This is a genomic window from Streptomyces chrestomyceticus JCM 4735 (assembly GCF_003865135.1).
In the GTDB taxonomy this organism is placed as follows: Bacteria; Actinomycetota; Actinomycetes; order Streptomycetales; family Streptomycetaceae; genus Streptomyces; species Streptomyces chrestomyceticus.
This window is the reverse complement of record NZ_BHZC01000001.1, coordinates 1,102,078-1,125,932: the sequence shown is the minus strand read 5'-3', so window position 1 is coordinate 1,125,932 and position 23,855 is coordinate 1,102,078. Positions and strand designations below refer to the sequence as shown.

15 protein-coding genes are annotated in these 23,855 nt (G+C 71.7%); 8 read left to right on the top strand and 7 right to left on the bottom strand.

Annotated features, from left to right (window positions below; all coding sequences use genetic code 11):
- Window positions 1-42: 42 nt before the first annotated feature.
- Complete coding sequence (locus tag EJG53_RS04550) at window positions 43-2,556, bottom strand: DEAD/DEAH box helicase (protein ID WP_125043709.1); 2,514 nt, start codon at window positions 2,554-2,556, stop codon at window positions 43-45.
- Between the two features lie 146 nt (window positions 2,557-2,702).
- On the opposite strand from EJG53_RS04550, the gene EJG53_RS04545 reads away from it, so the two are divergent.
- Window positions 2,703-3,494 carry a metal-dependent hydrolase gene (locus EJG53_RS04545; protein WP_125043708.1) on the top strand — a complete coding sequence of 264 codons (792 nt, stop codon included), beginning with the start codon at window positions 2,703-2,705 and terminating at the stop codon, window positions 3,492-3,494.
- Window positions 3,495-4,390: 896 nt separating this feature from the next.
- Here EJG53_RS04545 and EJG53_RS04535 read toward each other — a convergent pair.
- Window positions 4,391-6,172 (bottom strand): ABC transporter ATP-binding protein, encoded by a 1,782-nt coding sequence (locus tag EJG53_RS04535; RefSeq protein WP_125043706.1) that lies wholly within the window; start codon window positions 6,170-6,172, stop codon window positions 4,391-4,393.
- Between the two features lie 212 nt (window positions 6,173-6,384).
- Here EJG53_RS04535 and EJG53_RS04530 point away from each other — a divergent pair, with 212 nt between their 5' ends.
- Window positions 6,385-7,587, top strand: a complete 1,203-nt coding sequence (locus EJG53_RS04530; RefSeq protein ID WP_033035375.1) for an IS110 family RNA-guided transposase — start codon at window positions 6,385-6,387, stop codon at window positions 7,585-7,587.
- A 2-nt stretch (window positions 7,588-7,589) separates the two neighbouring features.
- Here the strand turns inward: EJG53_RS04530 and EJG53_RS04525 are convergent, their stop codons facing one another.
- The gene (locus EJG53_RS04525; RefSeq protein ID WP_125043705.1) at window positions 7,590-9,509 is read right to left on the bottom strand and encodes an ABC transporter transmembrane domain-containing protein; all 1,920 of its coding nucleotides are present in this window, start codon (window positions 9,507-9,509) and stop codon (window positions 7,590-7,592) included.
- Between the two features lie 260 nt (window positions 9,510-9,769).
- Here EJG53_RS04525 and EJG53_RS04520 point away from each other — a divergent pair, with 260 nt between their 5' ends.
- Window positions 9,770-10,498 carry a L,D-transpeptidase family protein gene (locus EJG53_RS04520; protein WP_371858657.1) on the top strand — a complete coding sequence of 243 codons (729 nt, stop codon included), beginning with the start codon at window positions 9,770-9,772 and terminating at the stop codon, window positions 10,496-10,498.
- 72 nt (window positions 10,499-10,570) lie between these two features.
- Here the strand turns inward: EJG53_RS04520 and EJG53_RS04515 are convergent, their stop codons facing one another.
- A complete protein-coding gene (locus EJG53_RS04515; RefSeq protein WP_125043703.1) occupies window positions 10,571-12,046 on the bottom strand; it encodes a Gfo/Idh/MocA family protein in 1,476 nt (491 codons plus the stop codon).
- Window positions 12,047-12,857: 811 nt separating this feature from the next.
- On the opposite strand from EJG53_RS04515, the gene gyrB reads away from it, so the two are divergent.
- Entirely contained in the window at window positions 12,858-14,888 is a 2,031-nt protein-coding gene (gene gyrB / locus EJG53_RS04510) for a DNA topoisomerase (ATP-hydrolyzing) subunit B (RefSeq protein ID WP_125049152.1), read from the top strand.
- A 72-nt stretch (window positions 14,889-14,960) separates the two neighbouring features.
- On the opposite strand, the gene EJG53_RS04505 is transcribed toward gyrB, so the two are convergent.
- Window positions 14,961-17,912, bottom strand: coding sequence for an FAD-binding and (Fe-S)-binding domain-containing protein (locus tag EJG53_RS04505; protein ID WP_125043702.1), 2,952 nt, complete (start codon window positions 17,910-17,912; stop codon window positions 14,961-14,963).
- Window positions 17,913-17,979: 67 nt separating this feature from the next.
- Window positions 17,980-18,441: a MarR family winged helix-turn-helix transcriptional regulator gene (locus EJG53_RS04500; RefSeq protein WP_125043701.1), complete on the bottom strand. Its 462-nt coding sequence runs from the start codon at window positions 18,439-18,441 to the stop codon at window positions 17,980-17,982.
- A 94-nt stretch (window positions 18,442-18,535) separates the two neighbouring features.
- Here EJG53_RS04500 and EJG53_RS04495 point away from each other — a divergent pair, with 94 nt between their 5' ends.
- Genes EJG53_RS04495 through EJG53_RS04485 form a run of 3 tightly spaced genes read left to right on the top strand, consistent with a single transcriptional unit; the run spans window position 18,536 to window position 21,325 of the window.
- Window positions 18,536-20,392, top strand: coding sequence for an ABC transporter ATP-binding protein (locus EJG53_RS04495; protein ID WP_125043700.1), 1,857 nt, complete (start codon window positions 18,536-18,538; stop codon window positions 20,390-20,392).
- Window positions 20,393-20,432: 40 nt separating this feature from the next.
- Entirely contained in the window at window positions 20,433-20,858 is a 426-nt protein-coding gene (locus tag EJG53_RS04490) for a DoxX family protein (protein WP_244954976.1), read from the top strand.
- Window positions 20,859-20,902: 44 nt separating this feature from the next.
- The gene (locus EJG53_RS04485; RefSeq protein ID WP_125043699.1) at window positions 20,903-21,325 is read left to right on the top strand and encodes an ASCH domain-containing protein; all 423 of its coding nucleotides are present in this window, start codon (window positions 20,903-20,905) and stop codon (window positions 21,323-21,325) included.
- A gap of 30 nt (window positions 21,326-21,355) precedes the next feature.
- Here EJG53_RS04485 and EJG53_RS04480 read toward each other — a convergent pair whose 3' ends face one another.
- On the bottom strand, window positions 21,356-22,549 hold the full coding sequence (locus EJG53_RS04480; protein ID WP_125043698.1) for an SGNH/GDSL hydrolase family protein: 1,194 nt from the start codon (window positions 22,547-22,549) through the stop codon (window positions 21,356-21,358).
- Between the two features lie 293 nt (window positions 22,550-22,842).
- Here EJG53_RS04480 and EJG53_RS04475 point away from each other — a divergent pair, with 293 nt between their 5' ends.
- Window positions 22,843-23,835 (top strand): hypothetical protein, encoded by a 993-nt coding sequence (locus tag EJG53_RS04475; protein WP_125043697.1) that lies wholly within the window; start codon window positions 22,843-22,845, stop codon window positions 23,833-23,835.
- Window positions 23,836-23,855: the final 20 nt, after the last annotated feature.

Sequence of the window (23,855 nt, the reverse complement as noted above, 5' to 3'; positions counted from 1 at the left end):
CCCTTGCTGAGCGGTGCGCCCCGTGCGGGGCGCACCGACCGGTCACAACTGGCCCACGGCGGTGACGCGCACGACCGCGCGCCCCTCCTCGTCGGAGGCCGTCAGGTCCACCTCGGCGGAGATGCCCCAGTCGTGATCGCCGTTGGGGTCGGCGAAAGTCTGCCGCACCTTCCACAGCCCGTGCTCGGGTTCCTCCTGAATCTGCAACAGCTTGGGCCCGCGCGCATCCGGACCGGTGCCCAGCTCGTAGTACTCGTCCCAGTACGCGTCCATCGCCTCGCCCCAGGCGTCCGCGTCCCAGCCGGACTCCGCGTCCATCTCGCCGAGCTCCTCGACCTTGTCCAGCGCCGCCAGCTCGACCCGCCGGAAGAGGGCGTTGCGCACCAGCACCCGGAACGCCCGCGCGTTCGCGGTGACCGGCTTGACCTGGTCCGCCCGCTCGGCGGCCTCCTCGGCCGTCTCCTCCTCCGGGTTGGCCAACTGCTCCCACTCGTCCAGCAGGCTGGAGTCCACCTGGCGGACCATCTCGCCCAGCCAGGCGATGATGTCCTCGAAGTCCTCGGACTTCAGGTCGTCCGGCACGGTGTGGTCGAGCGCCTTGTACGCGCTCGCCAGGTAACGCAGCACGATGCCCTCGGTGCGGGCGAGCTCGTAGAACGAGGTGAACTCGGTGAAGGTCATCGCCCGCTCGTACATGTCGCGGATGACCGACTTCGGCGACAGCGGGTGGTCGCCGACCCACGGGTGGCTCTTGCGGTAGAGGTTGTACGCGTGCGAGAGCAGCTCCTCCAGCGGCTTGGGGTACTCGACGTCCATGAGGCGCTCCATGCGGTCCTCGTACTCGACGCCGTCGGCCTTCATCTGGGCCACCGCCTCGCCCTTGGCCTTGTTCTGCTGGGCCGCGAGGATCTGCCGAGGATCGTCCAGGGTGGACTCCACGACCGAGACCATGTCCAGCGCGTAGGAGGGCGACTCCGGGTCCAGCAGGTCGAACGCCGCCAGCGCGAAGGTGGACAGCGGCTGGTTGAGCGCGAAGTCCTGCTGGAGGTCGACGGTCAGGCGGACGATCCGCCCCTCCGCGTCCGGCTCGGCGAGGCGCTCGACGATGCCGCCGTCCAGCAGCGAGCGGTAGATGGCGATGGCACGGCGGATGTGCCGAAGCTGGTTGCGGCGCGGCTCGTGGTTGTCCTCCAGCAGCTTGCGCATCGCCTCGAAGGCGTTGCCGGGCCGTGCGATCACGGACAGCAGCATCGCGTGGGTGACCCGGAAACGGGAGGTCAGCGGCTCCGGCTCGGAGGCGATCAGCTTCTCGAAGGTGTTCTGACCCCAGTTGACGAAGCCCTCCGGCGCCTTCTTGCGGACGACCTTGCGGCGCTTCTTGGGGTCGTCGCCGGCCTTGGCGAGCGCCTTCTCGTTCTCCACGACGTGCTCGGGCGCCTGGGCGACGACGAAACCGGCGGTGTCGAAACCGGCCCGTCCCGCGCGGCCCGCGATCTGGTGGAACTCCCGGGCCCGCAGGGTCCGCACGCGCGTGCCGTCGTACTTGGTCAGCGCGGTGAACAGCACGGTACGGATGGGGACGTTGACGCCGACGCCGAGGGTGTCCGTACCGCAGATGACCTTCAGCAGGCCCGCCTGGGCGAGCTTCTCGACCAGGCGGCGGTACTTGGGCAGCATGCCGGCATGGTGCACACCGATACCATGCCGGACATAACGGGACAGATTGCGTCCGAACTTGGTCGTGAAGCGGAAGTTGCCGATGAGCGCCGCGATCTCGTCCTTCTCGGCGCGGGTACACATGTTGATGCTCATCAGCGCCTGCGCCCGCTCCACGGCCGCCGCCTGCGTGAAGTGCACGATGTAGACGGGGGCCTGCCGGGTCTCCAGCAGCTCGGTCAGGGTCTCCGTCATCGGGGTCGTCCGGTATTCGTACGACAGCGGCACCGGCCGGGTCGCGGAGCGCACGACCGCCGTCGGCCTGCCGGTGCGCCGGGTCAGGTCCTCCTCGAACCGCGACATGTCACCGAGCGTCGCCGACATCAGCACGAACTGCGCCTGCGGCAGTTCCAGCAGCGGGATCTGCCAGGCCCAGCCGCGGTCCGGCTCGGCGTAGAAGTGGAACTCGTCCATGACGACCTGGCCGATGTCGGCGTCCTTGCCGTCCCGCAGCGCTATGGAGGCGAGCACCTCGGCGGTGCAGCAGATGACCGGCGCGTCCGCGTTGACGGAGGCGTCGCCGGTGAGCATCCCGACGTTCTCGGTGCCGAAGAGCTTGCACAGGTCGAAGAACTTCTCCGACACCAGTGCCTTGATCGGCGCGGTGTAGAAGGTCACCTCGTCCCGGGCCAGCGCGCTGAAGTGGGCGCCCGCCGCGACCAGGCTCTTCCCCGAGCCGGTGGGGGTGGACACCACGACGTTCGCCCCCGAGACCACTTCGATCAGCGCCTCCTCCTGGGCAGGGTAGAGCGCGATGCCCTGCTGTTCGGCCCAGCTCGAAAAGGCTTCGAAGAGGGCATCGGGGTCGGCGTCGTTCGGGAGATGATCGATGAGGGTCACGCCCCCATACTGCCTTCCCGTGGTCCGGATCGGACAACCGGCGGGTCAGACCTAGATCATCTGACGCTACGCTGTGTCGCCGACCCGGCGTCAGAGATCCGGGATCCGAGCAAGACGTCCAGATCGATCCGGGATGGGGAACGACCATGATGGGACCGGCGCACTCGCTGTCCGGCGCCGCGGCCTGGCTGGGGGTGGGTGCGGCGACGGCGGCCGCAGGATATCCGATGCCCTGGCCGGTGCTCGTCGTCGGCGCACTGATCAGCGCCGGCGCGGCACTCGCCCCCGACCTGGACCACAAGTCGGCCACGATATCCCGTGCCTTCGGACCGCTCTCCCGAACGGTGTGCGGCGTCGTCGACACCATCTCGCACGCGGTCTACAAGGCCACGAAGATGCGCGGCGACTCGAACCGCAACGGCGGCCACCGCACCCTCACCCATACGTGGGTGTGGGCGGTCCTGGTCGGCGCCGGGATGTCCCTCCTGGCGGTCCAGGGCGGCCGCTGGGCGGTGCTCGGCATCCTCTTCGTCCACATGGTGCTGGCCATCGAAGGGCTGCTGTGGCGGGCGGCCCGGGTCTCCAGCGACGTCCTGGTGTGGCTGCTGGGCGCCGCGTCGGCCTGGATCCTCGCCGGAGTTCTGGACCAGCCGGGCAACGGGGCGGGCTGGCTGTTCACCGAGCCCGGCCAGGAGTACCTGTGGCTGGGCCTGCCGATCGTGCTCGGCGCGCTGGTCCACGACATCGGCGACGCGCTGACCGTCTCCGGCTGCCCGATCCTGTGGCCCATACCGATCGGCCGCAAGCGCTGGTACCCGCTCGGCCCGCCGAAGGGCATGCGGTTCCGCGCCGGAAGCTGGGTGGAGCTGAAGGTGCTGATGCCCGCGTTCATGCTGCTGGGCGGCATCGGAGCGCTGGGGGCGCTGGGCTACATCTGACGGGCGGCGGGGCCGCGCGGACCGGACGGTGTCGAGGACAGACGGACGGGGTGGGCGGACGGCACGGCAGGTGGTGTCAGATCCTCCTGGCGGCCTGGCGGCCTGGCGGCCTGGCGGCCTGGCGGCCTGGCGGCCTGGCGGCCCGGCGCCCGGCGGGTCGGCAGCCGGAAAGCCCGACGGCCCGACGGCCCCGCCGGTGGCGCGTCCGGTTCTTGATCGTCGGCCCTTCCGCCAGGCCAGGCCCGTTGCGCCGCTTCGCTGTCGCTCCCGGGCGGGGTAGCACGGCGACGGCTCGGGCTGCGATGTCCCGGACGACCGCCATGACGAGGAACAGGGAGGAACGAGATGGCTCTGCCCGCCGCGGTGCTCACCGCGGTAGTGGCGGCCCCCGGCCTCCCGCTCCCGCCGAGGGCCGGACCGTGCCGGTGAAGGCGCCGGCCTCCCGCTCCCACCGATGGCCTGACCGTACCGGTGAAGGGAGACAGCCGTATGTGTCTGACGGCTCTTACCTCCCACCGGCTCACCGAAGCCGGGATCGCTCTGCGGGCCGGGGGCGGCCCCGCTCACCGGCCGGGACCGTACCCGCGCGGACCTGCTCGTCACCCGGGGAGCCGTTTCCCCGGGCCCGGCGGCGGGCGGGGCCGCCATGGGCCACTCGATCATCTTCGAAGGCCGGAGGCGGAGCCCGACGCTGTCCGGCCTCCACGGCATTTCCGGGTCGGTGTGACCACCGTCGACCCGACCCGCAGCGCCACCGGCGGCTCTCGGCCCCGACAGCCGCCGCCGGCCCCCGGGCCCCGACAGCCGCCACCGGACCCCGGGGCCTGCTCGCCTCGCGCCCCGCACCGAGCCGCTCCGCCTCACCCCTCTCCGCCTCACCCTCTCCCCACAGCCCCCTACCCGTGCCAGGACCGCCACAGCGCCGCATACGCACCGTCCGCCGCGACCAGGTCGTCGTGGCTGCCGAGTTCGCTGATCCGGCCCTCCTCGACCACCGCGATCACGTCCGCGTCGTGCGCGGTGTGCAGCCGGTGCGCGATGGCCACGACCGTACGGCCGTCCAGGACCCGGCCCAGCGAGCGCTCCAGGTGCCGGGCCGCGCGCGGGTCCAGCAGTGAGGTCGCCTCGTCGAGGACGAGGGTGTGCGGGTCGGCGAGCACCAGCCGGGCCAGGGCGATCTGCTGGGCCTGGGCCGGTGTCAGGGTGTGGCCGCCCGAGCCGACCTCGGTGTCCAGGCCCGCCTTCAGGGCCCGCGCCCAGTCGTCCGCGTCGACCGCGCCGAGCGCGGCCCACAGTTCCGTGTCCTCGGCGTTCGTACGGGCCAGCAGCAGGTTGTCGCGCAGCGAGCCCACGAAGACGTGGTGCTCCTGGTTGACCAGCGCGACGTGCGCACGCACCCGCTCCGCCGGCATCCGGGACAGCTCCGCGCCGCCGAGTGTGATCTCGCCGGTGCGCGGCGCGTAGATCCCGGCGAGCAGCCGCCCGAGGGTCGACTTGCCCGCGCCGGACGGTCCGACCAGTGCCATCCGCGTCCCGGGACGGACCCGCAGGGAGACCTCGTGCAGGACGTCGACACCGGTGCGGTAGCCGAACCGCACGTCCTCGGCCCGTACCTCCCGCCCCGACGGTTCCGTCCGCTCGTCGGCGGCGTCCGGTTCGATCTCCCGTACGCCCACCAGCCGCGCGATGGAGACCTGCGCGATCTGGAGCTCGTCGTACCAGCGCAGGATCATCGACACGGGCTCGCTCATCATCTGCGCGAGCAGCGCGCCCGTCGTCAGTTGGCCGGGCGTGATCCAGCCGCGCAGCACGAACACGCCGCCGAGCAGCAGCACCGCGGCCAGGATCAGTACGTGCGTGACGTTGACGACCGGGAAGAGCACCGAGCGGAGGTAGAGGGTGTAGCGCTCCCATTGGGTCCACTCGCGGATCCGGCGTTCGGACAGTTTGACGCGCCGTTCGCCGAGCCGGTGCGCCTCGATGGTGCGGCCCGCGTCCACCGACTCGGTCAGCGCCGCCGAGACCGCGGCGTACCCGGCCGCCTCGGAGCGGTAGGCGTGCGGGGCCCGCTTGAAGTACCAGCGGCAGCCGACGAGCAGGACCGGCAGGGCGACCAGGACGGACAGCGCCAGCGGGGGCGCGGTGACGGTCATGCCGCCGAGCAGCAGCACGATCCAGACCACGCCGATGGAAAGCTGCGGCACCGCCTCGCGCATCGCCTCGGACAGCCGGTCGATGTCCGTCGTGATGCGGGACAGCAGGTCGCCGGTCCCGGCCCGTTCCAGCACGCCCGGCGGCAGGGCCACGGACCGTACGAGGAAGTCCTCGCGCAGGTCGGCCAGCATCTCCTCGCCGAGCATCGCGCCGCGCAGCCGTACCAGGCGTACGAACACGGTCTGGACGGCCAGCGCGAGGACGAACAGGGCGACGACCACCGGCAGATGGAGGTCGCGGGCCCCGGCGCCCAGGTCCTCGACCAGCCCGCCGAGCAGGTACGGGCCGACCATGGAGGCGACCACGGCGACCGCGTTCACGGTCACCAGCAGGACGAAGGCGCGCCGGTGCCGACGGATCAGCCCGCCCACGTAGGCGCGTACGGTCGCGGGCGAGCCGACCGGCAGGGTCGTGGCCGTCCGCGGGGCGTCCGGGTCGTGCTCCGGTGGCGCCAGGCCGATCATGCGCTCTCCGTAAGTTGTTAGGCGGCCCGGGAGGGCCGGGTGTGGCTTATGCGTTCTTGCCATCAGTGGCTTCCGAGGAGTGGCCGCCCGGTCCTCCGGGGCGCCCCGGCTGCTGATTGAGATGTGCGCGCTTCGTGCGGTCGCTGATTACGGAGATGACAGCGGGGTGTTCCTCGGGCCGACGGCGTGCCGTGCGACGCGAGGAGGGGCGAGTGAGCGAGCGACGGGCCCGGGTCTGGGCCGGTATCGACGCAGGCAAGAGCCACCACTGGGCGGCGGTGGTCGACGAGACCGGCGCGACCCTGTGGTCGAAGAAGATCGACAACGACGAGTCGGCGATCCTGACCGCGCTCGGCGAGATCCTGGACCTGGCGGACAAGGTGTCCTGGGCGGTGGACATCTGCGGCACGTCCTCCGCCTTGCTGTTGGCCCTGCTCGCAGCGCACGGCCAACAGGCTGTCTACGTGCCCGGCCGCACGGTCAACCGCATGTCCGGCGCCTACCGGGGCGAGGCCAAGACCGACGCCCGTGACGCCTACGTGATCGCTGAGACCGCCCGCCACCGCAGGGACTTCGCCACCATCGACGTGCCCGCCCAGCTGGCTGCCGATCTGGCCCTGCTGACTGCCCACCGCACGGACCTCGTGGCCGATCGGGTGCGGATGATCAACCGTCTGCGCGATGTGCTGACTGGCGTCTTCCCCGCCCTGGAGCGTGCCTTCGACTACAGCTCGCACAAAGGCGCGTTGATCCTGCTGACGGGCTACCAGACCCCGGCTGCCATCCGCCGCCGCGGCCGGGCAAGACTGACTGCCTGGCTGGCCAACCGGAGCGTCCGCGGCGCCGACGCCGTCGCGGCAACCGCCCTGGAGGCTGCTCAAGCCCAGCAGACCGCCCTGCCCGGCGAGGACGTCGCCGCGCAGATCGTGGCCGAGCTGGCCACGCAGATCCTGGCCCTGGATGATCGTCTGAAGCGGATCGACAAGCAGATCCGAGAGGCGTTCCGTGATCACCCGCAGGCCGAGATCATCGAGTCGCTGCCCGGCATGGGACCGATACTCGGGGCGGAGTTCGCCGTCGCGGCCGGCGACCTGTCGGCCTACGCAGACGCAGGCCACCTGGCCTCGGCGGCCGGACTCGTACCGGTCCCGCGTGACTCGGGCCGGCGCACCGGCAACCTGCACCGGCCCAAGCGCTACAGTCGCCGCCTGCGCAGGGTGTTCTACATGTCCGCGCAGACCAGCATGATGCGCAAGGGACCGAACCGGGACTTCTACCTCAAGAAGCGCGGCGAGGGCTGCAAGCACGTTCAGGCCGTCATCGCCCTGGCCCGCCGACGAGCCGGGGTGCTGTGGGCGCTGCTGCGTGACGGACGGGTCTTCACCTCCGTTCCACCGGCCACGCAAGCGGCTTGACTTCAACATTGAGACTCCTCGATCTGGCCGGTCCGATGGGTCTTGTCGGGTCGGCCGGTCCGGTCCGGCCGGTCGATCTGGCCGGTGCCGTTACGGGCGAAACCCCCGCCGGACGCCGCCGGAGCGCCCACCGCCACGCCCGCAGCACCACCCACCGGCGCACCCACCGGCCCGGCGTCCTCCTCGGTCTCCCGGGTCACCACGGCCCGGTACGCCGGGACGGAGTGCAGGAGTTCGCGGTGCGTGCCGACGCCCGCGACCTGGTCGGCGTCGAGGAAGACCACCCGTTCGGCGCGGTCCAGCAGCAGCGGGCTGGAGGTCAGGACCACGGTCGTGCGGCCGGTGCGCAGCGCGCGCAGCCCGTCCCCGATCCGGGCCTCGGTGTGCGAGTCGACGGCGCTGGTGGGCTCGTCCAGTACCAGCACCTCCGGGTCGGTGACCAGCGACCTGGCCAGTGCCAGCCGCTGCCGCTGCCCGCCCGACAGGGACCGGCCGCGCTCGGTGATGTGGGTGCGCATCGGGTCGCCGGAATCGTCTGCCGAGCCCTGCGCCAGCGCGGCCAGCACGTCGCCGCACTGCGCCGCCGCCAGCGCGTCCTCGGCCCGTACGGATCCGGAGGACGGGATGTCCAGCAGCTCACCGAGCGTCCCGGAGAGCAGGACGGGGTCCTTGTCCTGGACGAGTACGGCGGTACGGGCGGCGTCGCGTGGCACATCGTCCAGGGCGGTGCCGCCCAGCAGGACCGACGGGGTGCCGTCCGGCGCGTCGGCGGGGTGGCCGCCGAGCCGGTCGGCGAGCCGTCCCGCCGCGTCCGGGTCGCCGCACACCACGGCGGTCAGCCGCCCGCTCGGCGCGCACAGTCCGGTGACCGGGTCGTACAGGTCGCCGCCGAGCGCTCCGGCCACGGCGTCGATGCGCCCTTCGGCGGGACGGCTCAACGCCAGGACGCGCGCGGCGCGTTTGGCGGACGGCTTGGAGAAGGAGTAGGCCATCGCGATCTCTTCGAAGTGCCGCAAGGGGTAGAGCAGGAACGTCACCGCGCTGTACACGGTGACCAGTTCGCCGACCCCGACCCGGCCGTCGAGCGCGAGCCCGGCCCCGTACCAGACCACCGCGATCAGCAGCAGCCCCGGCAGGACGACCTGGACGGCGGAGATCATGGACCACATGCGGGCACTGCGCACGGCGGCCCGGCGGACGTCCTGGGACGCGCTCCGGTAGCGGCCGAGGAAGAGTTCCTCGCCGCCGATGCCGCGCAGGACGCGCAGGCCCGCGACGGTGTCGGAGGCCAGTTCGGTGGCCCGGCCCGCCTTGTCGCGCTGTTCGTCGGCGCGGCGGGTCGCGGGCGGCAGCAGCGGCAGTACGGCGAGGGCCAGTACGGGTACGCCGACGGCCACCACCACGCCCAGCACGGGCTGGTAGACCACCAGGGCCACGCAGACGCCGACGGAGGTGAGCGCCGCGGCGCCGAACCGGGAGACGGCCTCGACGAACCAGCCGATCTTCTCCAGGTCTCCGGTGCTCACGGCGACGACCTCACCGGCGGCGACCCGCCGGGTCATGGTGGCCCCCAGTTCCGTCGTCTTACGGGCCAGCAACTGCTGGAGGCGGGCCACCGACGTGATCCAGTTGGTGATCGCGGCGCGGTGCAGCATCACGTCGCCGACCGCGACCAGGGCGCCGAGCAGCAGCAACAGTCCGCCCGCGAGCAGCAGCCGGGAACCGGAACGGTCCACGACGGCCTGCACCGCGATACCCACCGGGACGGGGAAGGAGGCCACACCGCCGGTGTGCACCAGCCCCCAGCACAGCGCCTTGGTCTGGCCGCCGAGCTGCTTCCGGTAGAGCCACCGGAGCAGGTGGCCCCCGGAGCGGACGTCCGGGACTCCTGGATCGGCATGAGGAAGATCGCGAATGTGCATGATGTCCAAAGTTCGGTTCGGATGGCGACGCATCGGGATCGAACGTGGCCGGGTGTCGAACGGAGGCCCGGTGATCGGCCCCGTGGCGTGGTGGGGAGTGCCGGGCGCCGTACGGGCGCGCGGGCAGGAGGAAGGACGCTGCTTCGGGGGAGCCATGGAAGACTGGCGTGCCACCGTGCTCCGGTTCAACCGGTTTTCCGCGCGGGGCGCACGCAACAGGCCGGCGTCGTACGGCCTGTACGCGCTGTCCGGGTGCGACCATGGGAGCCATGCGAACTGCGTGCTGCATGGTACGAAGGGCGACACTGGCCACGATGGGACTGGTCCTGCTGGCAGGTTGCGGCGGCGGACCGGCGAAGGACGACGGCAAGGACCGCGGCGGTCGCGCCGCGGAGGCCGCCGGATACACGAAGAACATCCCCGGCGTGGGCGCGAAGCTGCGCTCCCGTATCCCGGGGGACGCACGGCAGGTCGTGGCCGTGTACGGAAAGGGCGCCGATGCGCCCGACGCGACGCTGGCCCTGTACACCAAGGCCCCGAAGGGGTGGGAACGTACCGCGACCTGGCCCGCCCACAACGGCAGGAAGGGCTGGACCACCGATCACCACGAGGACGACCTGCGCAGCCCGGTCGGCGTCTTCGGCCTCTCCGACGCGGGCGGCGTGCTGCCCGACCCGGGCGCGAAGCTGCCGTACACCCACTCGTCGGCCTTCACCCCGCCCGCGTACTGGGAGAAGAAGACCCGGCACGACTTCGACCACGTCATCGCGATCGACTACAACCGCGTCAAGGGCACCACACCCCTGGACCCGACCCGGCCGCAGGGGAAGAAGAAGGGCGGCGGCATCTGGCTCCACCTGGACCACGGTGACGGCACGTCCGGCTGTGTGAGCATCTCGAAGGCGGGGATGGTCTCGCTGCTGCGCACGCTCGATCCGCGCCTGCATCCCGTCGTGGTCATGGGGGACACCGCGCACCTGGCGGCCTGACCGCGGCCATGCCGTACCGAGGCCATGCTGCGCCGAGGCCGGACGGGACGCCGGTCCCGCCCGGCCCGCCCCTCACTCCTGCGGCTTCGGCGAGTCCACGCCCTGCCGCGGCTTGCGCCACAGCCCCCGGGTGAAGTCCGGGATCTCCTGCGGCGCGCCGTTCGCCTTGACCGAGGCGTGGCTCAGCGGCACCGGCGCGCTCCAGGTCGCCGCGTCGTACACGTCGAAGTCCGGTACGAGCCCCAGGTGGAAGCACTGCATGAGCCGGTACAGCATGATGTAGTCCATGCCGCCGTGGCCGCCGGGCGGGTTGGCGTGCTCCTTCCACAGCCAGTGGTCCCACTCCGCGTACTTGCTGAAGTCGCCCCACTCGTCGTTGGTGTGGTCGGGCTCGATGTAGATCCGCTCCGGGTAGTCCTCGAAGACGCCCTTGGTGCCGCCGAGGCTGTTGATGCGGCTGTACGGGTGCGGGGTGGACACGTCGTGCTCCAGCCGCAGCACCCTGCCCTTGGCGGTCTGTATGAGGCTGAAGGTGCGGTCGCTCTCGATGTACGTCTCCCGCCAGCTCGGGTCGCCCGGCGGCATGTGCGCCTCGCGGTACTCGGCGAGGCCCAGCGTGGGCGTGCCGAAGCTGGATATCCGGACCACCCGGTCGCCGCGGTTGACGTCCATGTAGTTGGCGATCGGCCCGAAGCCGTGGGTGGGGTAGAGGTCGCCGCGCAGCCGGGTGTGCCACAGCCGCCGCCACGGGCCCTCGTAGTACGTCGGGTCGAACATCAACTGGCGCAGGTCGTGGTTGTACGCGCCCGCGGCGTGCAGCAGGCTGCCGAAGCGGCCCGCGTGCGCCATGCGCAGGACGCGCATCTCGTTGCGGCCGTAGCAGCAGTTCTCCACCTGCATACAGTGGCGGCGGGTACGTTCGGAGAGGTCGACGAGTTCCCACAGCTCGTCCAGGCGCATGGCCACCGGACACTCCACACCGGCGTGCTTGCCGTTCCGCAGTGCGGACTTGGCCATCGCGAAGTGCCAGTCCCACGGGGTGGCGATGTACACGAAGTCTAGGTCGCCGCGCTTGCACAGGTTCTCGAAGTCGTGGTCGCCCTTGGTGTAGGCGGTCGGTGCGGGCTGTCCGGCGGCGGTGACCAGTTGCACCGCCTTCGCCGCCTTGTCCTTGACCGGGTCGCAGACCGCCACCACCCGCACTCCCGGGATGGCGAGGTAGAGGGGCAGCATTCCCATGCCGCGGTTGCCCAGGCCGATCAGGCCGATCCGTACCGTGCTGCGTCTTTCGAACGGTACGCCGATCATGGTCTTGTGACGGCCCTTCGGAGCCGCTGCCGTTCCGGCGGCGGTCGCCGTCGCCGCTTGGTCCGCGCCGGCCGCGGCGGCGCTGCCCGTGCCCAGCCCGCCGATGCCGAGGCCGGCTCCCGCCGCTCCGGCGGTCCACAGAACGGAGCGTCTGGTGGGACCGGTGCCGTCGGGTCTGTCGCCCGTCTCGTGGCCGTCGTTCTCGTGGGGCTCGCGGTTCTGCGATGGTGCCTCGTTCATCGGTCCTCCATAGGAACGGATGGTGCGTGGCGGAAGCGTGAACCTCGCTGAGGACCTTGACGCTTGTGCGGCTCGCTGCACAAGAGGGCCGCCAGGACTGATCTTTTGTGCGGAGGTCCGGGGCCTGCCTGGTACGGACCGCGGCGAAGCGCGATCCGATTCTTGCGCAACTCCCTGGAATACCTTGCAGAAGCCCTTGTCGGGTCAACCGGCGGAACGGCAGGCTCCCTCGGGTATTCCCGCCGCGGCGCCCCGGTACGCGGCTGCCCGTGCGGAGAGGGTCCGCGGTGTCCCCGTCACCGCGTCCGGCCGGCGGTGCCCCGCCATCGCGACCGGCCGGCCCGTCAGCCACCGGATCGCCGGGCGCCTCGACGGTCTGCGGCCGCTGGGCGTGGACGGTTTCCGCGGGGGACCGTACGGGCTCGGGCGGTGCCGGAGCGCGGCGGGCTCTCGACCGCGGAGTGTCCCGCTCGAAAAAGCCTCTGTAGCTCGGCGCGCCAAAGACCCCGGAGAGCCGTCAGGTGCCACTCTCCAGGGCTTTCCGGCCGCGCAGGCAGGGGGGGGATTGGCTGACAGGTTCTTCGGTCGCGAGGCGGGCGCCTGGGCGTCTTCTCGCCCTAGGTTCGCATAGGACTTTCGCTATTCTGCGAAGCGTCTCGTCGCCTTCCGGTGCCGGGACCCGCGGGCCCCGAGGGGCTTCTTCGGCCTGCCCGCGACCCACTTTCCGTCCAGCGATCCGACCGCTCTCGTGCCGTGGCGCACGGGGGCGTGGTTTGCCGTGCCCAAAGGGAGCCCTGTGACTACTACCGGCATGCACGCCGCCTCCGACCTCTCCCGCGCCGAGCGGAACGGCCACGCCGGGTCCGCCGCGTACGACGCCCACGCGATCACCGTCCTGGACGGGCTGGACGCCGTCCGCAAGCGGCCCGGCATGTACATCGGCTCGACGGGCGAACGGGGCCTGCACCACCTGGTGCAGGAACTCGTGGACAACTCCGTCGACGAGGCGCTGGCCGGGGTGGCCGACCGGATCGATGTGACGATCCTGGCCGACGGCGGCATACGGGTCGCCGACAACGGGCGCGGCATCCCGGTGGGCCTGCACCCGGTGGAGAAGAAGCCGGCCGTGGAGGTCGTCCTGACGGTGCTGCACGCGGGCGGCAAGTTCGGGGGCGGCGGGTACGCGGTCTCCGGCGGTCTGCACGGGGTGGGCCTGTCGGTGGTCAACGCGCTCTCGACCAGGCTGTCGGCGGAGATCCGGACCGACGGCCACCGGTGGACCCAGGAGTACGAGGGCGGGGTGCCGACCGCGCCGCCGACCCGCCACGAGGCCACGTCGGAGACAGGCACGTCCCTGACGTTCTGGGCGGACGGCAGCATCTTCGAGACCACCGAGTACTCCTTCGAGACGCTGGCCAGGCGCTTCCAGGAGATGGCCTTCCTCAACCGGGGGCTGACCCTGACCCTCACCGACGAGCGCGCGTCGGCGCGCGCGACGGCCGCGGCGGACGAAGCGGGACTGGGCGCCGCCGGGGAGCAGGCCGCGAAGACGGTCTCCTACCGCTACGACGGCGGTATCACCGACTTCGTCGCCTACCTCAATGCCCGTAAGGGCGAGCCGTCCCACCCGTCCGTCATCTCCATCGCCGCCGAGGACACCGAGCGGCTGCTGTCGGTGGAGGTCGCGCTGCAGTGGAACAGCCAGTTCACCGACAGTGTCTACTCCTACGCCAACACCATCCACACCCACGAGGGCGGCACCCACGAGGAGGGTTTCCGTACGGCGTTGACCACGGTCGTCAACCGGTACGCGCGGGAGAGGAAGCTGCTGCGGGAGAAGGACGGCAACCTCACGGGTGAGGACATCCGTGAGGGGCTGACGGCGATCATCTCCGTCAAGCTGGGGGAGCCGCAGTTCGAGGGCCAGACCAAGACCAAACTCGGCAACAGCGAGGCCAGGACGTTCGTACAGAAGGTCGTGCACGAGCACCTGACGGACTGGTTCGACAGCAATCCCAACGAGGCGGCCGACATCGTCCGCAAGGCGACGCAGGCGGCCACCGCCCGGCTGGCGGCCCGCAAGGCGCGGGACCTGACCCGCCGCAAGGGCTTGCTGGAGTCAGCGGCCCTGCCGGGCAAGCTGTCGGACTGCCAGTCCAACGACCCGGCGGAGAGCGAGATCTTCATCGTCGAGGGTGACTCGGCCGGCGGCTCGGCCAAGTCCGGCCGCGATCCGCGGTACCAGGCCATCCTTCCGATCCGCGGCAAGATCCTCAACGTCGAGAAGGCCCGGATCGACAAGATCCTGCACAATCAGGAGGTCCAGTCGATGATCTCCGCGTTCGGCACGGGGGTGCACGAGGACTTCGCCATCGAGAAGCTCCGGTACCACAAGATCATTCTGATGGCGGACGCCGACGTCGACGGCCAGCACATCAACACCCTGCTGCTCACCTTCCTCTTCCGCTTCATGCGGCCGCTGATCGAGCACGGGCACGTCCACCTCTCCCGCCCACCGCTCTACAAGATCAAGTGGAGTCGGGACCACGTGGAGTACGCCTACTCCGACCGCGAACGCGACATCCTGCTGGCACGGGGCCGGCAGGACGGCCGCCGGGTCCGGGACGACTCCGTCCAGCGGTTCAAGGGCCTGGGCGAGATGAACGCCGAGGAGCTGCGCGTCACGACCATGGACCGGGCGCACCGTGTCCTGGGCCAGGTCACCCTCGACGACGCGGCCGTCGCCGACGCGCTCTTCTCCGTCCTGATGGGGGAGGACGTGGAGGCCCGGCGCTCCTTCATCCAGCGCAACGCCAAGGACGTGCGGTTCCTCGACATCTGACGGCACCGGTTCCCGGCCGGCCACGCCCCCGGACCACGCTCGCGGGCCGGGCGGACCGCGGCCACGAAACCCCTATCCCCGCGTAGCCCGCTCCAGCGCGAGCAGTGCCGAGTAGTACCCCCGGCCACCGGTCGCGTGGTCCATCCCCACCTCGCACATCCGGTTCGCCGACAGATGCGCGTCGAAGTGCCGGGACGTCACCTCCGCCGCCTCCTTGGCGGTCGCCGCCTCCGTCAGCTCCTTGTGCAGCATGCCGCGGTCGCCCGCGAAGGCGCAGCAGCCCGCGTCGTCCGGGACGACCACCTCCGTCGCGCACGCCTCGGCGACCGCGCGAAGCTGCGCCTCGTCGCCCAGGTGCCGCATGGAGCACGTCGGGTGGAGCACGGCGGAGCCGACCGTACGCCGGATCTCCAGGTGCGGGAGCAGTTCCTCGGCCGCCCACACCACCGAGTCCACGACGGTCAGTTCGGCGTGCAGTTCCCGGTTGTCCGGGGTGAGGTACGGCACGACCTCGTGGGCGATGCCCAGCGTGCACGAGGAGGCGTCCACGACCAGCGGCAGCCGCCCGCCCGCCGTCCAGCCCCACGCGGCCTCGACGATGCGGTTGGCCATCACCGCGTTGCCCTCGTCGTACCCCTTGGAGTGCCAGATGGTGGCGCAGCAGGTGCCGGTCACGTCGTCCGGGATCCACACCGGCTTGCCCGCCCGCGCGGACACCGCCACGACGGCCTCGGGCAGCGACGGGCCGTCGAAGCCGTCCGGTTCGCCGAAGATACGGTTCACGCAGGCCGGGTAGTAGACCGCGGCGGCGCCCACGCGCCGGGTCGCGGGGAGCTTGCGGGCCGCCGCGCCGGGGAGCTGCGGCAGCCACTCCGGTACGAGGTCGGGGCGTACGGCCTTGCGTGCCGCGCCGGTCAGGGACTGCAGCAGCCGGTCGGCGCGCCCGTCACCGATCCGGTCGCCGATCTTCGCGGCGGCGGCCACCGCGAGCCGCGCCGCACGCTCCACCGTCCTGAAGTGCCGGGCGGTCAGGGCCGCGGCGCGTTCCTCCTTGGGGGAGTGGCGCCGGTGCCGGAAGTCCTTCATCATCGCGCCGGTGTCGATGCCGACCGGGCAGGCCAGCTTGCAGGTGGAGTCGCCCGCGCAGGTGTCCACCGCGTCGTACCCGTAGGAGTCCAGCAACGCGCCGGTGACCGGCGAGACCGGGGCCTGGCGCATCATCTCGCGGCGCAGCACGATGCGCTGCCGGGGCGTCGTGGTGAGGTCCTGGCTGGGGCAGGTCGGTTCGCAGAAGCCGCATTCGATGCAGGGGTCGGCGACCGCCTCGACCTGCGGAATGGTCTTCAGGCCGCGCAGATGCGCCTTCGGGTCGCGGTCGAGCAGGACGCGCGGGGCCAGGATGCCGTGCGGGTCCACGGTCTGCTTGATGCGCCACATCAGCTCCGTCGCGCGCGGCCCCCATTCGAGTTCCAGGAACGGGGCGATGTTGCGGCCGGTGGCGTGCTCGGCCTTCAGGGAGCCGTCGAAGCGCTCGACGACCAGTGTGCAGAACTCGTCCATGAAGGCGGCGTAGCGCTCCACGTCCGCGGGCCGGGCGGCGTCGAAGGCGAGCAGGAAGTGCAGGTTGCCGTGGGCGGCGTGGCCCGCGACCGCCGCGTCGAAGCCGTGCCGGTCCTGGAGTTCGAGCAACGCCGTGCAGGCTTCGGCGAGCCGGGACGGCGGTACGGCGAAGTCCTCGGTGATCAGCGTCGTACCGGACGGACGGGAGCCGCCGACCGCGGTGACGAACGCCTTCCGGGCCTTCCAGTACCCGGCGATGACCCCGGCGTCACGGGTGAATTCATTGCTGACGGACGCGACCGGGGCGACCAGCTCCAGCCCCGCCAGCACCTCACGCGCGGCCTCCTCCTGGGCCTCCCGCGCCGCCTCGTCGGGCGCGCGGAACTCGACCAGCAGCGCGGTGGTCGTCTTCGGCAGCTCCGCCCAGTCGGCCGGCACGCCGGACACGCTCACCGAGGCGCGCAGCGTGTTGCCGTCCATCAGCTCGACGGCGATCGCGCCCGCCTCGTTGAACAGCGGCACGGCGGCGGCCGCGGCGCTCAGGGTCGGGAAGAACAGCAGGGCGGTGGACGTGTACCGGTTCAGGGGCAGCGTCTCGAAGACGGTCTCGGCGATGAAGCCGAGGGTGCCCTCGGAGCCGACCGTCAGTCCGCGCAGGATCTCGACGGGGGTGGCGCCGTCCAGGAAGGCGTCGAGCCGGTAGCCGTTGGTGTTCTTGATCTCGTACTTGGCGCGGATGCGGGCCACCAGCTCCGGGTCCGCCTCGATCTCCGCCTTCAGCGCCAGCAGTCCCCGGCACAGTTCCGGTTTGGCGTGCGCCAGTTCCTCGTCCGCCGCCGGGTGGCCGGTGTCCACGCTCGTCCCGGAGGGCAGGACGAGCGTGACCGAGGCCAGCGTCCGGTAGGAGTTGCGGGTGGTGCCCGCCGTCATCCCGGACGCGTTGTTGGCGACCACGCCGCCGAGCGTGCAGGCGATGGCGCTGGCCGGGTCCGGGCCGAGCAGCCTGCCGTACCGGGCGAGCGCGGCGTTGGCCCGTACGACCGTGGTGCCGGGCCGGATACGGGCCCGGGCGCCGTCGTCCAGCACCTCGACGCCCGCCCAGTGCCGGCGGACGTCGACGAGGATGTCCTCGCCCTGCGCCTGCCCGTTGAGCGAGGTGCCGGCGGCCCGGAACACGACGTCGCGGCCCTTGCCGTGCGCGTAGGAGAACACCGCGGAGATGTCGTCGACGTCCTCGGCCAGGACGACGACCTGCGGGACGAAGCGGTACGGACTCGCATCGGAGGCGTAGCGCACCAGGTCGGAGATCTTGTGCAGCACCTTGTCCGGGCCGAGCAGCGCCGTCAGCTCGTCGCGCAGCCGCTCCGGTGTGCCGGACGCCTGCCGGTCGCTCACCCGATCGGGGTACGGGCCTTCGGTGGCGGCCGGCCGCAGGGCCCCGGGCCTCGGTTCCAGCAAGGGCATGACGACTCTCCTCCGGTCCGGTTCCGGCGGCGCTCCGGCACCCGGCGCGGCCGCCCGGTCCAGTGTTTCAGCAGCGTGCGGCCGCTCCGTCCACCAGGGTGGACAGGAGGCCGCCGAGCACGTCCCGCTGTTCGGCGGTCAGTGGTGCCAGGATTTCGCGCGCGGCGTCCCGGCGCGCGCCGCGCAACGCGTGCAGCGTCGAACGGCCGGTGTCGGTCAGCTCGATCCGTATCACGCGGCGGTTGGCGGGGTCCGGCACCCGGCGCACCGCGTCCTTCGCCTCCAGGGCGTCGACCAGCGTCGTCACGGCCCGCGGTACGACCTCCAGGCGCGCGGCCAGGTCGGCCATCCGGGGCGGCGTCCCGTCGCGGTAGTGGTCCACGATGCGCAGCAGCCGGGTCTGCGCGGGGGTCAGCGCGATGTCGAGCGACTCCATGTGCCGCTTCTGCGCGCGGTGCATCCGGCGGGTGAGCCGCACGAGCTGCTCCGCGAGGTCGGGGTCGGTGGTGGCCGGGTCGGGGGAGGACATGGCCGGAGGATAGCAGGACCACGCTCATTGTGAGTATAGGTAACAACTGGTTATGCTCGGCGGGACCCGTATCCGTACCCCTGCGAAGGAGCCCATGCGCCCCGACGGACCCGAGTGGACCCCGCCGCCCAGAGACCCGGCCCAGCCGGCCCAGGTGCGGCGCATCCTCGCCCTCTTCCGCCCCTACCGCGGCCGGCTGGCCACGGTGGGCCTGCTGGTGGCCGCCTCCTCCCTGGTCTCGGTCGCCTCCCCCTTCCTGCTCCGCGCCGTGCTGGACGTGGCGATCCCCCAGGGCCGTACCGGCCTGCTCACCCTGCTCGCCGCCGGCATGATCGTCACCGCCGTGCTGACCAGCGTCTTCGGCGTCCTGCAGACCCTGATCTCGACCACCGTCGGCCAACGCGTCATGCACGACCTGCGCACCGCCGTCTACGCCAAGCTCCAGCGGATGCCGCTGGCGTTCTTCACCCGCACCCGCACCGGCGAGGTGCAGTCCCGCATCGCCAACGACATCGGCGGCATGCAGGCCACCGTCACCTCCACCGCGACCTCCCTGGTCTCCAACCTCACCTCCGTCGTCGCCACCGTCGTCGCCATGCTCGCCCTCGACTGGCGGCTGACCCTGGTCTCCCTGCTGCTGCTCCCGCTCTTCGTCTGGATCAGCCGCCGGGTCGGCAACGAACGCAAGAAGATCACCACCGCACGCCAGAAGCAGATGGCCTCGATGTCCGCGATGGTCACCGAGTCGCTGTCGGTCAGCGGCATCCTGCTCGGCCGCACCATGGGCCGCGCCGACTCCCTCACGGCGAACTTCGCCACCGAGTCCGAGAAGCTGGTCGGCCTGGAGGTCCGCGCCAACATGGCCGGCCGCTGGCGGATGGCCACCATCGGCATCGTCATGGCCGCCATGCCCGCCGTCATCTACTGGTCGGCCGGACTCGTCCTCCAGCTCGGCGGCCCCGCCTTCTCCATCGGCACCCTCGTCGCCTTCGTCACCCTCCAGCAGGGCCTGCTGCGCCCCACCGTCTCGCTGCTGTCCACCGGCGTGCAGATGCAGACCTCGGTCGCGCTCTTCCAGCGCGTCTTCGAATACCTCGACCTGCCGGTGGCCATCACCGAACCGGCGCACCCGGTACGCCTGGCCGAGCCGCGCGGCGAGATCCGCTTCGAGCACGTCACGTTCGCGTACGACAGCCCGGAGACCGACGCTGACGCCGCGCCCGCCCCGGCGACCCTGCGCGACATCGACCTGACCGTCCCGGCCGGCACCAGCCTCGCCGTCGTCGGCGCGACCGGCAGCGGCAAGAGCACCCTGAGCTACCTGGTGCCGCGCCTGTACGACGTGACGGCCGGCCGCGTCACCCTGGACGGCACCGACGTCCGCGACCTGGACTTCGACTCCCTCGCCCGCGCCGTCGGCGTGGTCTCCCAGGAGACCTACCTCTTCCACGCCTCCGTCGCCGACAACCTCCGCTTCGCCAAGCCGGACGCCACCGACGAGGAGATCGAACGCGCCGCCCGCGCGGCCCAGATACACGACCACATCGCGGGCCTCCCGGACGGCTACGACACCCTCGTGGGCGAACGCGGCCACCGCTTCTCCGGCGGCGAGAAGCAGCGCCTGGCCCTCGCCCGGACGATCCTGCGCGACCCGCCCGTCCTCGTCCTCGACGAGGCCACCAGCGCGCTGGACACCCGTACCGAACACGCGGTGCAGCAGGCCGTCGACGCGCTCTCCAAGGGCCGTACGACGATCACCATCGCGCACCGCCTGTCCACCGTCCGCGACGCCGACCAGATCGTCGTCCTCGACGCGGGCCGGATCGCCGAACGCGGCACCCACGCCGAACTCCTCGCCGCCGGCGGCCGCTACGCGGCCCTGGTCAAGCGTGACGCACACCTCGCCCCCAACGGTGATCACCCCCTGTCCGCCGGCCTGACTCACGGGTAAGGTCGGCCCCGACCGCACCGGACCGACCTCAGGAGCGCCCGTGGCAGCCACCGACCGCACCACCGACCGTTCCGCGGCACGATCCGCCGACCGTTCCGCCCGGACGATGGCCCGGATGCTCGGCGGCGTGGGAGCGCTCCACTTCCTCGCCCCCAAGCCGTTCGACGCGATCGTGCCCCGCGCCCTGCCGGGCTCCCCGCGCACCTGGACCTACGTCAGCGGCGCCGCGGAACTCGCCGTCGCCGCCGCGGTCGCCCTGCCGCGCACCCGCCGGGCCGGCGCACTGGCCGCCGCCGGCCTGTTCGCCGCCGTCTTCCCCGCCAACATCAAGATGGCCCGCGACTGGCGCCACCGCCCGGCGCCCCTCAAGGCCATCGCCTACGGCCGCCTGCCGCTACAACTGCCCATGGTGGCCTGGGCCCTGCACACGGCCCACGCCGCCGGCCGGCGGGACGCCCGCCCCTGAAATAGGCGGGCAAGCCGCACCACCACCCCTCTAAGGTGAGCCGCATGCCTGCCCACGAAGCCCTGCCACCCCTCGAACTCGCCTTCCCCGGCCCCCTGCGGGACCGCCTCGTCGCCGCCGTCCTCTCCGGCGCCAAGACCACCACCTCGGGCCTGCTGGCGGACTACGAGCGCGCCAACACCCCACTGCCACGGGCCGGCGCCCGCTTCCAGGTCCCCGACTCCGCCGGCCGCCCCGTAGCCGTCATCGAGGTGACGGAGGTACGGGTGCTGCGCCTGGCCGACGTGGACCTGCGACACGCCGTGGACGAGGGCGAGGGCAACGAAACGGTGGCCGACTGGCGGGCCGACCACGAGAGCTTCTGGCACAGCCCTGAGATGCGGGCGGCTCTCGGCGATCCGGAGTTCCGGGTGGACGACGACACGCAGGTGGTGGCCGAGCGGTTTCGGGTTGTCGAGAGGTTGTAGGGGGCGGCGGGGCGGGGCGCTAAGGCGCGTTCAGAGGGTCGCCGGATCGATCACCGACGCCATCACCCGATACCCGGCATCCCCAGGATGCTTCCGGTCGCCGCTGTCGTAAGCGGGCAGCAGGGCTTGTGGGTTCGACGGGTCGGACAGGGCCGTCGCGAAGTCGGCTACCGCGTCGAAGGCGCCGGAGGTGCGGATCCAGGTGTTGATCTCCTGGCGCTTGGTCTCGGCGTGTGGGGTGTGGTACTCGGAGCCCTGGAACGGGGTGATCGTGCCGCCGATGACACGTACCCCGGCTGGGTGGGCCGCCGCGATCAGGGCTCGGTAGCCCTCGATGAGCTGTGCGGCGGAGAGGTCCGGGTTCGGGCGGTACGTCGGGAACTCGGACTGGTCCGCCTCGCTGAATCCGATGTCGTTCAGGCCGACGAGCACGATCACCGTCCGTACCCCGGGCTTGTCCAGGACGTCCCGCCGGAAGCGGGCGGCGGCCCGTTCGCCGAACCAGGGGGCGTCGTTGAGCAGCAGGTTGCCGCCGATGCCGGCGTTGAGCACCGGGCGGGCCCGGCCCGCGGCGGCCAGTCGTTCGGCGAGGGCGTCCGGGTAGCGGTGGTCGGCGTCGGTGGTGGAGGCGAAGCCGTCGGTGAGCGAGTCGCCGAACGTCACCACGGTGTCCCGCCGGGCCGGGCCGCCGTCCGCCAGCTCGATGTCGGCGAGGACGTACCAGGACACGGAGGTTTCGGTGAAGACGGCCGGGTCCGCGGCGGTCAGTTGGTCGCCCTCGGCGCGGTAGGCGGTGGTGAACGCCTGGGCGTGGAAGGTGGTGGGGCCGGTCGGGCGGGGGAAGTACAGGCTCACCGTGAGCTGGTCGAAGAGGGTCACGGGGAGTTCGGCCGGGTCGCTCCAGACCTCGCCGCCCGCCGGGATACGGACGGATCCGGCGCCTGAGAACGTCAGCGGGCGGGTCGTGCCGTCCTGGACGGCCGCGCCCCGGTCCGTACGGGCGAGGGTGGCGCCGCCGACCTCCAGGGGAGTGCTGCCGAAACGGTTGGAGAGGCGGACGCGGGCCGCCGTGCCGGAGCCGGTGACCCGGACGAGCTGACGTACCGTCTGGTCCGCGAAGCCCTCCTCGGACCAGTTCTTGTCGAAACCGGTGCTGGGGCGCTGTACGGCGGTGCTCCAGCCGGCGTGCCACACGGGGCCGGGGTTGGCGGTGGTGCTGTTCATGGTGGTCACTCGCGCTTTCGTCGTCGTTGCGGTGAGCACGAGTCTGCTGAGCGGGCGGCGGGACACCCAGCCCTCCGGAATGCGTACGTATCCGGTGCCTATCCACGGGAGGGTCACCCTGCGGGACTGTCCGCTCCCGCCCGGACGGTCGAAGTTGGCGCAATCTTGATCGTTAGTGGTCAGGAAGCGTGGTGAGGGGTGTTTCGCGCGATCAGGTCCGGCAAGGCGAACGGCACACAGCCCACCTGAGATCACCCTGACTTCCCGAACCCCGATGGACACAAGGAGGCGACGTGCTCGACAGCACAGCCGAGCCGGGCCGCCGGAGCGCCCTGGCCGTCACCGCCGCGGCGGGCCTCAGCCTTCTCACCGCCTGCGCCGGTACGGCGGACAGCGACGCGTCACCGCGCGGCGCGCCGCCGCCCCGGGCGTCGGGCACTCCTGGCAGCCGGACGAGCAGCAGTCCCACGCCGAAGCCCACCAAGAAGCGGCCCGAGCTGCCGCGCGGCGGCCGCGAACTGTTCCCCCGCCACCGGCTCGTCGGCTACTGCGGCCTGCCCGGAGCCGCCGCACTCGGCCGCCTCGGCACCGGTGACCTGGACCAGCGCGCCCGCGAGATCGAAAAGCTCGCACACACCTACGCCGCCGACCGCGAGCCGCTGCCCGTCCTGGAACTCCTCGCCGTGGTCGCCAACTCCAGCGCGGGCCCCGACGGGACCTATCGCACCCGCACCTCAGCCGACACCGTCCGCCGCTTCCACAAGGCGGCGCAGAAGCACCGTGCGCTGCTGCTCCTGAACATCCAGCCGGGCCGCGCCTCGGCGCTCGCCGAGGTCAAGGCGCTGCGCGAATGGCTGGTGCACCCGGACGTGGGGGTCGCGCTGGATCCCGAGTGGGAGATGGGGCCGGGGGAGAAGCCGGGCGACTCCTACGGGAGCACCGACGGCGGCGAACTCACCGAGATCGCCCGCTACCTCTCCGGCCTGGTCCGCGAGCACGACCTGCCGGAGAAGGCGTTCGTCTTCCACCAGGTGGCGACTTCGGTGGTCGAGGACCAGCGCGCGTTCCGGCCGCAGCCGGGCGTCGCCGCGATCAAGTGCGCCGACGGCATCGGCTCGCCGGGGCTGAAGCGCGGCACCTGGAACGACCTGGTCAGGAACCTGCCCAGCGGGATGCACACCGGCTTCAAGCTCTTCTACGACGAGGACACCGAGGGCAGCCGCCTGATGACCCACAAGGAGGTCCTGGCACTGCGGCCGCAGCCCGAGTACGTCATGTACGAGTGACGGGCCGCCGGTCCGGGTGC

What these genes read in the sequence shown, in the direction of transcription:
- EJG53_RS04485 (WP_125043699.1), top strand. Translation starts at nt 20,903, where the DNA reads ATGCCTGCCCACGAAGCCCTGCCACCCCTCGAACTCGCCTTCCCCGGC.
- EJG53_RS04495 (WP_125043700.1), top strand. Translation starts at nt 18,536, where the DNA reads ATGCGCCCCGACGGACCCGAGTGGACCCCGCCGCCCAGAGACCCGGCC.
- EJG53_RS04505 (WP_125043702.1), bottom strand. Translation starts at nt 17,912, where the DNA reads ATGCCCTTGCTGGAACCGAGGCCCGGGGCCCTGCGGCCGGCCGCCACC.
- EJG53_RS04500 (WP_125043701.1), bottom strand. Translation starts at nt 18,441, where the DNA reads ATGTCCTCCCCCGACCCGGCCACCACCGACCCCGACCTCGCGGAGCAG.
- EJG53_RS04520 (WP_371858657.1), top strand. Translation starts at nt 9,770, where the DNA reads ATGGGAGCCATGCGAACTGCGTGCTGCATGGTACGAAGGGCGACACTG.
- EJG53_RS04525 (WP_125043705.1), bottom strand. Translation starts at nt 9,509, where the DNA reads ATGCACATTCGCGATCTTCCTCATGCCGATCCAGGAGTCCCGGACGTC.
- EJG53_RS04545 (WP_125043708.1), top strand. Translation starts at nt 2,703, where the DNA reads ATGATGGGACCGGCGCACTCGCTGTCCGGCGCCGCGGCCTGGCTGGGG.
- EJG53_RS04515 (WP_125043703.1), bottom strand. Translation starts at nt 12,046, where the DNA reads ATGAACGAGGCACCATCGCAGAACCGCGAGCCCCACGAGAACGACGGC.
- EJG53_RS04480 (WP_125043698.1), bottom strand. Translation starts at nt 22,549, where the DNA reads ATGAACAGCACCACCGCCAACCCCGGCCCCGTGTGGCACGCCGGCTGG.
- EJG53_RS04535 (WP_125043706.1), bottom strand. Translation starts at nt 6,172, where the DNA reads ATGATCGGCCTGGCGCCACCGGAGCACGACCCGGACGCCCCGCGGACG.
- gyrB (WP_125049152.1), top strand. Translation starts at nt 12,858, where the DNA reads ATGCACGCCGCCTCCGACCTCTCCCGCGCCGAGCGGAACGGCCACGCC.